This is a genomic window from Legionella worsleiensis (genome assembly GCF_001467535.1).
Classification (GTDB): domain Bacteria; phylum Pseudomonadota; class Gammaproteobacteria; order Legionellales; family Legionellaceae; genus Legionella; species Legionella worsleiensis.
Genome location: NZ_LNZC01000009.1, coordinates 1 through 15,295, shown reverse-complemented (window position 1 = coordinate 15,295; position 15,295 = coordinate 1). Strand labels below are relative to the sequence as shown.

Sequence of the window (15,295 nt, the reverse complement as noted above, 5' to 3'; positions counted from 1 at the left end):
TGAACGACAAAAATAAGACTGTTTTATGATGCAAAATAGCCGTTATTCCGATTTGATTTCCGCTAAATCCTGGTTCATTGAAAAACATACAGCCAATATAAATCATCCTTTCAAAGAAAGCGTGGAGCAGTTGCTTCTGATCAGTGATTATTCATGCAGATACATCAAATTGCTTGAATTGCTTTTAGAAGAAGAGTGTATTGCCTTACTCTGTAGAGAGGATTATTTCTATGCGATTAATGAGCTCAATTTAGATACAGCTCAACCCCATTTTATCAAAGCGTTGCGTCAATTTCGGAATACTCATTTTTTGCATTTATTAGTACTTGAACGTGCAGAAATTGCGAGTACCGAAGACGTGATGCGCTCCTGGTCTGATTGTGCTGATGCAATTATTTTACATGCGCTGCGTTATTGCCAGTACACCCTCTCTGCGCAATACGGTACGCCACGCAATGCAAGAGGCGAAGAAGTTGATTTATTTGTTTTGGCTATGGGTAAGTTAGGTGGCCGAGAATTGAATTACTCATCTGATATCGATTTGATTTTTGCTTTTGACGAGGTAGGGTTTACTGATGGAGACACAGTGCTCACTAATCAGGAATTTTTTAGCAAGGTTGTGCAGCAGTTTATTCAATTGTTGCAACCTGTTACTCCTGATGGCTTTGTATTCCGAGTTGATTTACGACTACGTCCCTATGGGGATAGTGGGCCTTTAGTCTCCAGTCTGGCGGCAATGGAAACCTATTACCAGGAACAGGGTAGGGATTGGGAGCGTTATGCCATGGTTAAAGCCCGAGTAATTACCCAATCGCTTAATGAAACTGTTTTATGGTTTGACCGTTTGATTATTCCCTTTGTTTACAGACGATATGTTGATTTTAGTGTGATTGAATCTTTGCGCAGTATGAAATCAATGATAGAGCGTGAGGTAAGGCTTAATCCCAGACTTGATGATATTAAAAGAGGGAAGGGAGGAATTAGAGAGGTTGAATTTATCATTCAGAATGTTCAATTGATTCGTGGTGGAAGAATGCCCCGTTTACAGGTGCAAAATGCCATGGCGGCTTTGGATGTGTTGAAACAGGAACAATTGTTGCCACGTTGCGATGCACTAAAACAAGCCTATCTTTTTTTACGAAAACTGGAAAATGCCCTACAAAGTCTTGGCGATCAACAGACTCACTCCTTGCCACAAGAGGCTATAAAACAAACACAGATTACTCTGGCTATGGGATTTACTCATTGGGATGATTTATTGGCAAAATTACATCAGTATCAACGTATTGTTTCCAATTCATTTCACTCCATTCTGGGTAAAGTAGAAGTGTATGAAGATGAAAAAAGAGTGCTGGCAAATCAGCTATCCAATGTATGGCAGGGTCATGTGGAACAAAGTATGGCGATTAATCTTTTAACCAGCCTGGGTTTTGCGAATGCTCCTCATTGTTATCAAATGATCCATGCGTTCAGACATGGCTCTCGTTGCAGAAGACTGCCGCAGGGGGCACGAATCAGACTGGATAGGTTTATGGTCATGTTGTTAAGTGAATTAACTCACTTTCCCCACACTGATGAGGTGTTACTGCAAGTCATGCATCTACTGGAACACATAGTAGGTCGCAGTGCTTATTTGGCTTTATTGACAGAAAATCCATCGGTATTAAAAGAATTATTGTTTTGGTTGGCCAATAGCCCTTTTATTACTTCTTTATTTGTGAATCAACCGTTTTTGTTAGAGGTCTTGCTGGATCATGGGGAGCATTGGCGTCCGGCTTCAAGACGACAGTTAGAACAGATGATCGCCGAGCAATTAGCTGAAGTTGATGAATGCGAGCTTAAGGAAGAACGTTTGAGGCAATTTAAATTAACTCATTGGTTGCTTGCGGCTCGTTCAGAACTTAATGGCACAAGTAAGGCAGTCCGAATGGGACAATTTCTGGCTGACGTTGCTGAGGTTATCGTAACTCAGGTGATGAATATTGCTTGTCAACAATTAAGCCTTCGTAATCCTGAGATGGCTGCAATAAAAAAATCTTTTGCCATTATTGCTTATGGTAAGTTGGGCAGCCGGGAAATGAATTATTCTTCAGACCTCGATTTGGTGTTTCTGCATACAGCCAAACCATCGGAAGAGGCTTTAGTAACCCGACTAACTCAAAAGATAATTCATATGCTCACTACCCGAACACAATCTGGTGTTTTATATTCTGTTGATACTCGTCTGCGGCCTTCGGGTTCTGCGGGTTTATTGGTTAGTCCCATTGATGCGTTTATTGAGTATCAAAAAGCACAAGCATGGACTTGGGAGCATCAAGCTTTATTAAAAGCACGAATTGTGTTTGGAAATCGCAAAATAAAACAGGATTTTACACGATTAAAAAAGACGATTTTAGGTTTATCCCGAGAGAAAACTTCTTTGCAGGAAGAGGTATTAACTATGAGGGCTAAAATTGATCAACATCAAGACTCTGATTTAATTAAACATTCTCGTGGTGGTTTATTGGATTTGGAGTTTTTAATTCAGTTTTTGGTGTTATCAGCAGGGGATTCGGGGTTTGCGCACCATACTCATACTTTGAACCAAATAGAACATTTGTATTTAACTAAAGCGATTACCAGGGAGCAGTTAAATATACTAAGACGCGCTTATCGTTATTATCATCGTGTGTTGCATCAAAAAATACTGCAACCAGGTTTTGATCATGCTGAAGGGATTAATGAAGCGGTTATTGAGGTGTGTCAGGAGATTTATCATTAATTGCAGGATAATGACAGGGGATTATGCCACTAAGGGTCATGTACCCCTGTTTATGATTAATTTATTTCAGCATATAAATCGTAGTCATCGCTGTCTACAATTTTGACCTCAACAAAATCACCTACTTTGAGGTTTGCGGTAGGTGGAATAAAGACCAATCCGTCAATCTCAGGAGCGTCAGCCTTGCTTCGTGCACTGATGTGATCGGCATTTATTTCATCAATCAGAACAGTTTGGGTTGTGCCTATTTTACTTTTTAATTTATTTCTGCTGATTTCAGCTTGCAACTGCATGAAGCGGTGGTACCGCTCTTCTTTAATTTCTTCCGGCACGGGATCAGCCAGATCATTGGCTTTGGCGCCTTCAACCGGGGAGTATTTGAAACAACCAACACGATCCAATTGTGCTGCTTCAAGAAAGTCCAGTAGCTCGGCAAATTCCTCTTCTGTTTCACCTGGAAAGCCAACAATAAAGGTCGAGCGTAAGGTAATATCCGGACACACTTTTCTCCAGGATGATATCCGTGCCAATGTATTTTCACTGCTTGCTGGCCTTTTCATTGCTTTTAGAACACGGGAGTTAGCATGTTGAAGAGGGATGTCCAGATAGGGAAGTATTAAGCCATCTCGCATCAAAGGAATGATGTCATCGACATGAGGGTATGGGTATACATAATGTAATCGAACCCAAATACCTAAAGCCCCCAACTGTTCACATAAGTCATAAAAACGGGTATTTACGGTTTTCCCCTGCCATTCTACAGGTTGATAACGAGTATCGACCCCATAAGCACTCGTATCTTGAGAGATCACCAGAATTTCGTTGACTCCAGCATCTTTCAGTTTTTTGGCTTCTGTTAAAACCTGAGCTAAAGGGTAGCTTTGTAATTTGCCGCGCATGGTGGGAATAATACAGAACGTACATTTTTGGTTACAGCCTTCCGATATTTTCAAGTAGGCATAGTGGCGAGGCGTTAATTTAATTCCTTGCGGCGGAACAAGTTGGGTAAAGGGATCTTTGGGGGGGGGGAGATGTTGATGCACTGCATTCACAACTTCCTCATAGGCATGCGCACCGCTAATATGAAGCACGTCAGGACATGCTTCCTTGATAATATCGGCTTTAGCTCCAAGACAACCGGTGACAATGACCCGCCCATTTTCTGCCATGGCTTCTTTTACGGTATCCAGCGACTCTTTAACGGCACTGTCTATAAAACCACAGGTGTTAATTACCACGACCCCCGCATCTTGATAACTGGAAACCAGCTCATAACCTTGCGCACGCAGTTGCGTGATGATTCGCTCCGAATCCACCAAGGCTTTAGGGCACCCTAAACTAACAAATCCTACTTTATGGTTCATAAAATCCTGTCTGTAAAAAAAATGTACGAATTATACCTTCAATAGGCCAGATTTGTCGACAGTTTAATGCATTTAATAATTGATTTTTAAAATGGATTAAAATGTAGTCTTAGGGGGTAAGTCATATTTTATAGAGTGTTTTTGTTACTTTTTGTGGTTTCTAAAATTTTTGATACAGGCCTGTTAATTCCGCTGAGCCAATCACGTGTCCTGTCATGGCATTCAATACAGTAGTTTTATTGGCACCTTGTTCGAGATTTAAAACATTATCCAAGGCATACAGGGTAAATACATAACGGTGTACTCCCAAAGGAGGACAAGGGCCCTTATAACCCACGGTACCCCAGCTGTTTGTTCCATTTACGGCCCCATCAGGAAGTGCGCTCGTGGCATCGAATTGAGTTACTGTAGGGGGAATATTAAAAATCATCCAGTGAATCCATTCTCCGTCCTGAGCATCAGGATCGCTAACAACCAAAGCCAAAGATTGAGCATTGGGAGGAACATTCTGCCATGCCAAAGGAGGTGGGATATTAGCACCTGAACACGAGTATTGATCAGGAATCATGCTATTTGGTTTAAATGCTGAACTTTCAAGAGTAAAATTTGCGGCATAACAGTTCATATGAACGATTCCGGGCAGTAGGAAGAAAAACACAAGCAGGTTTTTCATGATGGCTTTACTCCAGATGATATTTAGTAATGAGTATACATAAAATCCAGCTATTATGCCTTTGGTGCCGTGACTCTCTAATTTGTATCTTATTATTTATAAAGGTCCAAGAGACTGATTATTTTTAACGAGGGTTGTTGCGGCAATCAAGCTGATACTTGCCATTAGCATCAAGTAGTAAGCGGGAGCGATACTGTTTGCGTATTCAATAAGTAAGGTCACGATAAGGGGGGTCGTACCGCCAAACAAGGCCATGCCTAAATTATAAGAAAAGGCAATACCACTGTATCGCACATTTTCAGGACAATTCTCAACTATAGCTGTTAATGTATTTCCTTGATCCAGAGCGCTGATAAGGGTTGCGGTACTTAGCGCTATAAGCGTCCACAAAATTGAATTGACTTGCAGCAAGTAAAAGCAGGGAAGAACCAGAAGGATTACCGCACAATTAGCGAGGACTACCATTTTTTTTCGACTTGAATAATCACCACTAATTCCAGCCAAGGGAACCAAAAAAAGCATGGCAATTAATAAACAACTGAGGATTATTAGAGTATTTTTGAGATCAAAACCAATATAGCGTTCAAGGTAGGTGGGCATAAAACCAAAAAAAAAGTAATAAAATGTGGCGCTCATACAGGTCAACCCAAGAATTTTCAATAACTGATAGGGGGCGAACCGAATAGCGCTGAGAAAGGGTTGAGATTCCAAGTGATGACTTTGTTGTAACAGAGAATAAACCCGTGTTTCAGATAACTTAAAGCGAAAATAGATAATCAATGTTCCAGGTAAGCCTACTGTGATAAAAGGCAAACGCCAAGCCCAGGTATTAATTTCTTCACTTGTAAACAGTGAATTGAGTACTATAAACACCAGGGTTGCTAATAAAAAACCTAAATTAGCACCTGTTGCAGCAAAACTGGTAATAAAACCGCGTTTATTTTCAGGAGCAGACTCGGCAAGGTATATCATGACACCACTGTATTCTCCTCCTATAGACAAACCTTGTATTAAACGCAAAATGACAAATAATAACGGTGCAATCAAGCCTGCTGTTTCATAGGAGGGGATTAGACCAACAAGTAATGTAGATAGGGTAATGAGAATAATCGATGTTCTCAGCGTTTTTGCCCTGCCCCGTGTATCGCCGAAATAACCAAAGAAAATTCCCCCCAGTGGACGGCATAAAAAACCGGCGGCAAACACCATTAAGGCATCTATTGTTGCCAGGGTGCTTGAATTTTGGGGAAAAAACTTGGCTCCAATGATTGGCGCCATGAATAAAAATAAACCAAAATCAAACCACTCTATGGTATTGCCTAAACTGGAAATGAGTATTTCTTTGCTTTTCAATGAGTCAACTTTTTATTTTTACGAGGCTATCGTTTATTGTGCATGAAAACTCAGGAAAAAGGAAAGACAAATAGTGTCTCTTTGTTGTATCAAAAAAACATTTAATTTGTGGTTCAGATTTTTTTCCGGGTTAGATACCGTGCGATGAGGAATCCTACAATTATGCCTGTAAAATTTATCCAGTAAAATGGCCATGAATAGAGGCCAAGCCCTACTAGATTAGGCCCAGGACAAATACCTGTTAGTCCCCATCCTATACCGAACAATAAGGCGCCTACGATCAGTTTCCAATCCAGGGTATCTTGGGCAGGAAGATCATAGCAGGAATTCATTAGCGGTTTAACCAGCCATTTGCGTAATTGAAAAAATAAAAAGGTTACCAAAAGTGCGGTTATAAACGTAAGATATAAGTTAATGCGAAAGGTATTTGCCCCTATTTTCAAGCCCGCTATAATGGTATCCGGACTGTACATACCCGTTAAAATCAACCCTGTTCCAAAGAGTAATCCGCTAAGTAGTGAGATTAGTTTTTTCATGAACGTTTCCTTAGTGAACCAGCCAGGCGGTGATAATTGCGCTTGGAAAAAAGAGGGCAACTGCTGTAAAAGATCGTTTGCGTAACAGTGACATTCCGCATAATCCATGCCCACTAGTGCATCCGTTAGCCAGATAGGTTCCTCCCCCAACCAATACTCCTCCAAAAAATAACATCCATGAATTTATTTTAAATAAAGCTAATGGATTAGGTATCTGCTCTACGATATTAAAAATAACCCCACTGAGTATTAAACCAAAAATAAAGAGTGCATTATCGTAATTGATTGTCCGGTTTGAAAAATCCCAGCTGCGAAATAATTTACCACTGCATCCCAGAATTTGCCCACGAAGCAGAAGCATCATGCCTGCGGCCAGACCCAGTAATACACCACCTAGTATCACTTTGAGTTCACTATTCATTCAATCGTCCCTGGATGTTCATTTCGTTTATTAACCTATGTTGGCTATTTCTGCATAAAAAATCAATCTAAAATATGTGTATTAATTTGGCCTATTTACAAAATTTTTAAACATTTTTTTGACAAATGGAATTAACGAGCTATTCTTAAGATGGTGCAACGCAACATAAGGACTATTATGCAAACACAACTTTTTTTAAACACCGAGATGAACCCTTTAATGAAACCTGTTAATGAGTTGATGGAATTGAATTTAAAAACCATACAGCGATTAACCTACATGACACCTGTAGATTATCTAAGTGTGCGCAAACCCGAAGATATTCTTCATAAACAAGTCAATGCTCTGGTTAAAAACGCACAAACTCTTATTGATTACACTCAGGATATGTTTCATTTGTTTGAAGATCATTTGTTTGAGAATCAAATGAGGGATGTGATGGTAAAATCTTCTCGTACACCGGTTAAATCCTCGATTTCTCATACAACAACCAACACCGTAAAGAAAAATAAAACTTCCGGCCATACTGTAGCAGCTAAAACCAGTACTGCAGGGAAAACTACAGCTGTAAAAGCGAAATCCAGCACTGCAGGAAAAACTACAGCTGTAAAAGCGAAATCCAGCACTGCAGGAAAAACTACAGCTGTAAAAGCGAAATCCAGCACTGCAGGAAAAATGTCAACTGTAAAAGCGAAATCCAGCACAGTTGGAAAAATGACAACTGGAAAATCCAGCACTAGCGCTGTAGGCAAGATGACAACTGGAAAATCCAGCACCAGCACTGTAGGCAAGATAATAACTGGAAAAGCTTCAACCAGCACTGCAGGAAAAATGGTAATGGGTAAGACTCAAACCGGTAGTTCAGGAAAAACTGCATCTACTGTGAAAGTTAGCATGGGAAAAGGTTCTGAACACAGCAGTATGCACTCAATGAATCCAATGGGTGGTGCGAAATCAGTAACCAAACAAGCAGTCTCAACTTTTAAAGAAACCACTAAAAATGTACTTAAAAAGCCTGAGATGAACCATGTTAGCACATCTATGACTCACCCCATGATAAAATTAAGTTCAGATAATCATAAAGATTCTTTGAAATAATTTCTCTAAAGTACTTATCTTATCTGACTCCAATACTCGTTCAAACGAGTATTGGAGTTATACTAAATCACTTGATGCCTTTTATTCTCCTCAAATAAGCTCCCTTAATTTAACTCGCTAATTCATCTTCTAATTCTTAATTTGGATCTGATTAATGCTTATTTTAAACCTATAATTGTTGTAAGAGGGGAACTACCATTTTATCTGCCACAAATAGGCTAATGAACTGTTTTGACGAACTTGTTAAAGAAATAGAACTAATCAGAAAAGGCATTAATTCTGAGTTGATTGAGAATTTTCTAAACGATCAATCTGTTGTTTAAGGAGGTTCTTATTTTAGGCCAGGTTACTGCTTCGCATAGCTAATTTTTTATTAATTCAGTAATACCAGTTAATAAGACCCCTTACACAAGGTTAGCTTATAATTTGGGCAGAATTTTATTCAGCCATTTAGGTAAATACCAATTCCAGCTTTTGAATAACGCCATAGTTGCAGGCACTAAAGCGGTTCGTATTAAAAATGCATCAACAAATACTGCTACGGCAATACCAAGGCCAAATGCTTTAACCATTAATACCTCTGCGACCAGAAATGAGATGCAAATAACAATTACGATAAGTGCAGCGCTGGTGATAATTCTACTGCTTTTTTCTATACCGAAAATAATACTTTTTTCATTATTACCCGTCTCATCATAAGCTTCTTTAATGCGAGATAATAAAAAAACTTCGTAATCTATAGAAAAACCAAATAAGGCGCAAAAAATGATAACCAATAAACTGATATCGAGCATGCCCTGGGGTTGAAAATTCAGTAACTGATGTAGATACCCGTCCTGAAATACCAGAACCAAAGCCCCATAACAGGCGCTTAGACTTAATATGTTCATTAAAAGAGCTTTCAATGGCAAAAATAAAGAGCGAAGTAAAACAAGTAAGATGAGGTAGGTCAGTACCATGATCCATAAAAAAGCATAGGGAAGAAGTTGGGAAATGGTATTCATGACATCACGATTAATTACCGGGGTTCCGGTTAACTGCATCGTCATACCGTAGCCAAGGGGTGTTTCACGTATTTGTTTAATTAGGGCATCTGTTTGCGGTGAGTTATTCGAGTATTTGCTAATAATGTTCATGATGGTTAAATATTGGCGAGTAGATGTATCCAGTAGCTGTTTAATACTCGGGTTATTTCTTGATTTCTGCTGTTGGTATAACTGGTAATATTGTTCTTTATTAAGATTAGAGTTGGTTGTGACGATACTAATTACCCTTTTAATTAACGAATTGTCCTGTAGTTCTTGGGCCAAATCGTATAAACGAGCAATATTTTTAGGGGAACGTATTGGGCTTGGCTTGGATTGAATTAACAGAACTATAGGGCTAAGTTCGTTTATATTAAACTGTTCGGTATAGACGTCATAAAAATCTCTGTGTTGCGAATCCTCAGGGAGAATATGAAAGTCTGATACGCCAAATTGAGCTGATAAAAAAGGATATCCCAGAGATAATAAAAAAATAAGAATAATGATAAACGGAGCGTGCGGTCTTTTGACTATGTGTTCGGCCAGCCAATGCCAGCGACTGGAGCGATTTTTTTTATTTTTACGTTTAAGAGTTATGGGCAATGCGTTGATGTTGTTTTTTAAAACCGCAAGAATCGCCGGTAAAATAATAATAGCCGTTAAGCCGGCAATAAAAACAGCGGTTAGTCCTCCTATAGCAACGGAAAACAAAATATTCACCGGAAAGATCAACAAAGCACTAAGGCTTGCAAAAACCGCCAGTCCCCCAAAAAATATGGCTTTTCCTGCGTTTGCCTGAGTAAGTGCAATAGCTTGAATCACGTCCGTATTTTTATCGAGTTCGTCACGAAATCGGTAAATAATGAATAAAGAATAATCAAGGCTAAGACACAACCCCAAAAGCAGAGCAATATTCAAAGTAAAAATAGAAAGAGTAAATAAATGACCCAAAAAATAAAGCGTAGTTAATACGATTAATGCGCATCCTCCACCCAGTATGATAGGAATTAATGCCGCAGTGAGGGAACCAAAAACTAGAATCAGGACGATAACAGCCAATGGCGTAGCGATGAAGTCAGCTCGATAGAGGTCTGTTTGGGTTTGTTTGTTGACGCTCTCGACGAAGAGAGGCTCTCCTCCGAGGTATACGGTCATGTTGGATGGTGTTTTTATTGATGATTTAAATTGTGATAATAATTTTGTGTTGATAGGGTCTTTGCTTTTGACAATAATGACAACATAACTGGTGTGTTTGTCTTTTGAAATTTGGTTTTTGTTGGATTCAGGATAGATAATCTCAAGATCTATAGGAAAATTATCGAGATTTTTTAATGATTTTTTTACTTTCTTTTTATAAAGCGAACTGGTCGCTAAAAGAGTTTTGCTGTGATACATGATCAAAAATTTATTATGATGGTTAAACCCCAGCTTCTGATTCATTAATTGTTCGGCTTTGGCGCTTTCTGAACGCTCGTCAACGAAACCCGTAGTCTTAAAGGGTGTGATAATATTGGGCAATAGAGGAAGACAGGCCAAAACAGTACCTATCCATAACGCAATGATCATCCATCTGTAGTGATATATCCATATACCTAATCGGTAAAATTTGGTTTTATGCATGAATAACCGTCCTGGCTAATTCATTAATCAAGTTACTATTTAGTTTAGACATAAATGTACGGAACTGCCTGGATTTTTGGCAAACGTGCGTGACTAAAGACTGTGCCTTTTTTATGAAAGACATTATGGTAAATCTCTTAACTTTCATCGTACTTAGTATCTCGCTCACTGATAGTTGGGGCTTTCTCTCTCTTTTCTTGATTCCAGAATTTGCTAGTAATTTTTATGAATTATGCTTTTCATACAGCTTTATTCGTGACATCAATTGGCTTTGGGCAAAAGTGGTAGAAAAGCTGGATACACAGGTGGAGCAAATTCTTGTTATGGATCATGGTGGTCATGCAATCACCTATTTGCCTTTAATGCTCCTTGAGCGCTATAAAATTATTGGAATAGAAAAAACAACGGCTGGATTTATCAATACTAAGAAGCAAGGACTTCCTCCAATTCCCGTTATTGATGTGGCTAATAGTGCCGCGAAACGTTTTTTAGAGTCCCCTTTAATTGCTGAGGCAGTAGTGAATAAAATAGTGTCTTATTTACCAGAGAATATGAGTGATTTTGTGTTTGGTGTTGTTGGCCTTGGATCAATAGGGAAGGCAGTGGTCAATCGATTGCACCAATTAGGGTGTCGATTAGTCATTCATGACATTGATTCATCCCAGAAGCACTTCATTGATAATAATAAAGATATCATTTTTACCCATGAGATGAGTGCACTCGTTGCTTCTGCTGATTACATCTTTGGGTGTAGTGGTCGCGATATTTCGGAAGGCCAATTAGAGCAATTACGGCTAGCTACCCGTAATAAAACGCTGATTAGTTGTTCCTCTGAGGACAAGGAGTATTTGTCATTACTCCAGATGATCAATCAACAAGCCCCGACTATTTTTGATCCAATGGACGATATTGAATTTAAGACTGAGTTTGGGGCATCGATTCATTTAGTGCGGGGCGGGTTTCCTGTTAACTTTGACGATAGTGGAGAGTCCGTTCCGGCAAATGATATTCAGTTGACGCGATCTTTAGTCCTGGCTGCGGTATTACAGGCCTCAGATTACCTAAATGATACATCCAGGGAGTGTGGCGTGTATGCCCTTGATGCTGCCTACCAACGTTTTGTGATTTACGAATGGTTCAAGCATCAGGATGATTCACGATTTGATAGGCAGCAGTTATCCCGCTTTTTGGATGAAGATTGGCTTGCAAAACATTCCAATGGTTTGAACAGTAGGGCAATCCAATAGATGGTTAAAGTTTCGTAAAATTAATTTTAAAAATAAGCACATTTATTGAGCATTATGAGGTGGGGACTGAACTCTTAGAGGAACTAATAAGAAATGACAACTACGATTTTTAAATGAGAACTAATGTTGTCCGAAAATAGGGTTTACGTATAAACCAGGCCAAGAATATATTACGGCTCAAAAACAATACTCATTCAGAGCGAAGTGCCTGGAATGAGTGCATTGCGCTGATTTAACTCCACTGTGTCTTAAACAGGGTACTTTAAATTTTGGATTTATCAAAAATCATGCCAGTCAAGACTGTTTTTTAAATTTTTTTGTTGATATGATGATGTTGCAAATACTCGATTCGTTCGTTATCTCCTGTGGGTATTTTTTTTTATCATCTCGTTTTTTTTCTTTAAACTAAGTGTACTTCCAAAGACAACCCCTTGATGGATAAGGCCTACCTTGTTTTGTTCACCGCATATACCTTATTTACTTATCCACATTTTCTGTGGATATCTCTGTGAATACGTGGAGGATATACAAGCAATTCCAGCACTTAAAGCAATGCAACACTTTTTGGCAATGCGCTTATAATAAATGAATGGTTCTTTGGGGGGGGCTAACAGAGAAGGGCGACTCATCGGGTGCATCGTGCACTGACAAGTCTTTATTTTTAGTTGAGTAGTTCTCCACATCCTTGTGGAAGGCATTATCCTTAATGCCAAGATAAAAATCCTTTTAAAACATCCATTGTCATTACTCACCTCAACTATAGCAAGGATGGAGCATCGATACCTACAGACTATCCCTCACCTTGATGTAAGAGATTTCTTAAAATTGCATGAGACAGACGGTCGGAAGATTATATTTTGGTAATTCAAACAAGCTTCCAGTATCTTGCAGATGATCCCCTTGTTTCTCGAACATATGATTATGTCCGCTAGAATTTGAGGGCTTTCAACGTAGTGCCCATGTTATTTTTTTCAAAATGACACATTATGGTATTGCAGTTATTCGGGTGTTGCATCAATCCATGGACTTTAGCAGACACCTTTAATTACTCTTTTAACCATTCATAATATTTTCTATCAAATTGTAAACACAATTTATTTAAAACTGGCAGGGTAAACGCATCTAAACGTATTATCTAAGACCAAGACGCCTACGTTCTGCGCTTTATGCGCAGAATCCAGATCTTTGCCTGCACTAAGATCGCATGGATCTTGCGCATAAAGCGCAGGACGTAGGCAAAAGGGTGGAGATTTATGTTCATAATTTAGATGCGTTTGCCCTGTTAAAACTGGAAATATATAATACTATGTATTACAAATGGATTGCTCTTAATGAAACATTTAAAAATAAAAAAATTTAATAATGAAGCAAAAAAATTGATTTAAAAGACGATATTTTAGTTGAAACTTTAGATGGTTTTTTTAAGCTAAGTAGGAACGAGCAGCTAAAGTATTCTTTGGGAGCAGGGCTTTATAAATTAAGAATTGCAACAAAAGAGGGGCGAGGGAAAAGTGGAGGGTCAAGAAGCATCCTGGCTTTTAAAAATGATAAAGGAAATGTGACAACTTCTGAACTTAAAAAGCTTAAACATTTAGTTGATATTATTTTTGCTCTAACTGATGAGCAGATTAGTAAATTAATTAATCTACGTGAATTTTGTGAGGTGAGCACAAAAGTCTAATATACAAGCAACCATTAACGATCTTGCGCAGGGTCTTTATCATGCTGAAATTATTGATAAAAAAACATTAAGAAATTTAACTGAAGATGAGTTGCCTGTGTTGCATGAGTTTACTGGGGAAGAAATTCAACAATTACGAAAAAAACAAAGTTTAAGTCAATCTGTATTTGCAAAGTATTTAAATGTTAGTCCGGCAATGATTCGTGGTTTAGAGCAAGGAAAACGTCATGCCCATGGGGCAATACTTAAATTGCTTAATATCGTTGAAAGACATGGTATTAATGGGTTGCTTTAAGTTGTAAATTAGTTCATTGATTTTGAAGGGTTTTACAAGTAGTTTATCTTGCTATAATGGGCGCCATTTAAAAAATGGACAATACCCATTAGAGATTGGAGAACCGCACTTAATCGATTTATGATTGAATTCGAAGAGCGGTTGAGTGAGTTTGGTTAATACAGTATAGTTACACAGAATTATTTACAGTCTCTACCAAACTCTTTGTCTTCTACCAAAAACTAGTACTTGCATTGCCCCTGTCAAAATATCAGTTTAACATGTACATTCGTACGACGGTTTTCGAGAACAACATGTGTCTATATTGACCGAAAGCATAGGTTTTTTACAATGTATAAGCACTGCTTCAATTTTTTTTAAGCAGTAATACCATTTAAACCAGGGAGTAAATTATGTCAGCAAGGGGTGAGTCCGTTATAGAACAGATAGATAAAGAATCAACAGCAAAATCACCTGATCTTTTTATCCGGGATCATAGCCTTCAAAAATATGTATATAAAAATATCGTCAAAATTTTAAAAACTATTTTTGCAGATAATAACCCTGATTCTTTGATCGAGTTAGTGCCCGGATTGGTTGGAATCGTCACAATAAAAAATTTTGAAGGCATGGATCGTGATGCCTTTAAAGATTACATTATTAATAACGAAATTGACCCGGATAACATTAGTACAAGCCGGCAAGAACAATACAGTGCAAAGCGCATCCTTCTACCGCGATCAGGAACATGGGAATCTTTCTTTAAAGCTAGAGAATCATGTGAACAAATGAAGATTACTTTAAAATTTAAAGTAGATGTGCCAAACCCAATAGGCAGTTCTTCCAAGTATACTATGTGTTTATTTGACATGTATTTTGAAGCGTTGCGTTTAACTCAGGAACGCATTGCAAACTTATTGATAGATAATCCTCGTATACTTGTGTTTGACCAAGAGGTTGAACAAAATATTTGCTCCATACAATAAGAATTTTTGCTATCAGTCATCGTTTCGTCACTTGATTTCCGCACAACTCCGATTGACGAAACGATAACGACAGTTAAAAAACAGTAGAGCGGGTACGGTGCGTTAGCGATCTATATATTCTCATGATGAAGTGATAATGGTTTCGAGAGAGGCATGAAAATTACCTCTCTTGTGGATAAATAAATGAAACACACCTGTTCGAGTGAACTAATGAAGCCATCCTTCAATGTAGGTGATGGTTTCTTCAATAGTACTA

The 15,295-nt window shown here is 38.5% G+C and carries 12 protein-coding genes; 6 read left to right on the top strand and 6 right to left on the bottom strand.

The window, feature by feature from the left end; translation table 11 throughout:
• Positions 1-25 precede the first annotated feature (25 nt).
• A complete protein-coding gene (gene glnE / locus Lwor_RS04685; RefSeq protein ID WP_115091026.1) occupies positions 26-2,761 on the top strand; it encodes a bifunctional [glutamate--ammonia ligase]-adenylyl-L-tyrosine phosphorylase/[glutamate--ammonia-ligase] adenylyltransferase in 2,736 nt (911 codons plus the stop codon).
• Positions 2,762-2,817: 56 nt separating this feature from the next.
• On the opposite strand, the gene rimO is transcribed toward glnE, so the two are convergent.
• From rimO to Lwor_RS04660, 5 genes are all read right to left on the bottom strand, one after another.
• Positions 2,818-4,125: a 30S ribosomal protein S12 methylthiotransferase RimO gene (rimO, locus tag Lwor_RS04680; protein WP_058492752.1), complete on the bottom strand. Its 1,308-nt coding sequence runs from the start codon at positions 4,123-4,125 to the stop codon at positions 2,818-2,820.
• Positions 4,126-4,285: 160 nt separating this feature from the next.
• The gene (locus Lwor_RS04675; protein WP_058492751.1) at positions 4,286-4,798 is read right to left on the bottom strand and encodes a YbhB/YbcL family Raf kinase inhibitor-like protein; all 513 of its coding nucleotides are present in this window, start codon (positions 4,796-4,798) and stop codon (positions 4,286-4,288) included.
• 96 nt (positions 4,799-4,894) lie between these two features.
• Positions 4,895-6,151, bottom strand: a complete 1,257-nt coding sequence (locus Lwor_RS04670; RefSeq protein ID WP_058492750.1) for an MFS transporter — start codon at positions 6,149-6,151, stop codon at positions 4,895-4,897.
• Between the two features lie 113 nt (positions 6,152-6,264).
• Complete coding sequence (locus tag Lwor_RS04665) at positions 6,265-6,687, bottom strand: DUF6691 family protein (protein ID WP_058492749.1); 423 nt, start codon at positions 6,685-6,687, stop codon at positions 6,265-6,267.
• Positions 6,688-6,697: 10 nt separating this feature from the next.
• Complete coding sequence (locus Lwor_RS04660) at positions 6,698-7,108, bottom strand: YeeE/YedE family protein (RefSeq protein ID WP_058492748.1); 411 nt, start codon at positions 7,106-7,108, stop codon at positions 6,698-6,700.
• A 177-nt stretch (positions 7,109-7,285) separates the two neighbouring features.
• On the opposite strand from Lwor_RS04660, the gene Lwor_RS04655 reads away from it, so the two are divergent.
• The gene (locus Lwor_RS04655) at positions 7,286-8,206 is read left to right on the top strand and encodes a hypothetical protein (RefSeq protein WP_058492747.1); all 921 of its coding nucleotides are present in this window, start codon (positions 7,286-7,288) and stop codon (positions 8,204-8,206) included.
• Between the two features lie 419 nt (positions 8,207-8,625).
• Here the strand turns inward: Lwor_RS04655 and Lwor_RS04650 are convergent, their stop codons facing one another.
• A complete protein-coding gene (locus Lwor_RS04650; protein ID WP_058492746.1) occupies positions 8,626-10,851 on the bottom strand; it encodes an MMPL family transporter in 2,226 nt (741 codons plus the stop codon).
• A gap of 125 nt (positions 10,852-10,976) precedes the next feature.
• Between Lwor_RS04650 and Lwor_RS04645 the strand changes: the two genes are divergently transcribed.
• The 4 genes from Lwor_RS04645 to Lwor_RS04625 all read left to right on the top strand — a co-directional run bounded on the left by Lwor_RS04645 (position 10,977) and on the right by Lwor_RS04625 (position 15,039).
• On the top strand, positions 10,977-12,098 hold the full coding sequence (locus tag Lwor_RS04645) for an NAD(P)-dependent oxidoreductase (RefSeq protein WP_058492745.1): 1,122 nt from the start codon (positions 10,977-10,979) through the stop codon (positions 12,096-12,098).
• 1,375 nt (positions 12,099-13,473) lie between these two features.
• A complete protein-coding gene (locus Lwor_RS04635; protein ID WP_083501575.1) occupies positions 13,474-13,779 on the top strand; it encodes a type II toxin-antitoxin system RelE/ParE family toxin in 306 nt (101 codons plus the stop codon).
• 97 nt (positions 13,780-13,876) lie between these two features.
• Positions 13,877-14,074 (top strand): helix-turn-helix domain-containing protein, encoded by a 198-nt coding sequence (locus tag Lwor_RS04630; protein ID WP_058492742.1) that lies wholly within the window; start codon positions 13,877-13,879, stop codon positions 14,072-14,074.
• A gap of 392 nt (positions 14,075-14,466) precedes the next feature.
• On the top strand, positions 14,467-15,039 hold the full coding sequence (locus Lwor_RS04625) for a hypothetical protein (RefSeq protein WP_058492741.1): 573 nt from the start codon (positions 14,467-14,469) through the stop codon (positions 15,037-15,039).
• Positions 15,040-15,295: the final 256 nt, after the last annotated feature.

What these genes read in the sequence shown, in the direction of transcription:
- Lwor_RS04650 (WP_058492746.1), bottom strand. Translation starts at nt 10,851, where the DNA reads ATGCATAAAACCAAATTTTACCGATTAGGTATATGGATATATCACTAC.
- Lwor_RS04660 (WP_058492748.1), bottom strand. Translation starts at nt 7,108, where the DNA reads ATGAATAGTGAACTCAAAGTGATACTAGGTGGTGTATTACTGGGTCTG.
- Lwor_RS04675 (WP_058492751.1), bottom strand. Translation starts at nt 4,798, where the DNA reads ATGAAAAACCTGCTTGTGTTTTTCTTCCTACTGCCCGGAATCGTTCAT.
- glnE (WP_115091026.1), top strand. Translation starts at nt 26, where the DNA reads ATGATGCAAAATAGCCGTTATTCCGATTTGATTTCCGCTAAATCCTGG.
- rimO (WP_058492752.1), bottom strand. Translation starts at nt 4,125, where the DNA reads ATGAACCATAAAGTAGGATTTGTTAGTTTAGGGTGCCCTAAAGCCTTG.
- Lwor_RS04645 (WP_058492745.1), top strand. Translation starts at nt 10,977, where the DNA reads ATGGTAAATCTCTTAACTTTCATCGTACTTAGTATCTCGCTCACTGAT.
- Lwor_RS04655 (WP_058492747.1), top strand. Translation starts at nt 7,286, where the DNA reads ATGCAAACACAACTTTTTTTAAACACCGAGATGAACCCTTTAATGAAA.
- Lwor_RS04625 (WP_058492741.1), top strand. Translation starts at nt 14,467, where the DNA reads ATGTCAGCAAGGGGTGAGTCCGTTATAGAACAGATAGATAAAGAATCA.
- Lwor_RS04665 (WP_058492749.1), bottom strand. Translation starts at nt 6,687, where the DNA reads ATGAAAAAACTAATCTCACTACTTAGCGGATTACTCTTTGGAACAGGG.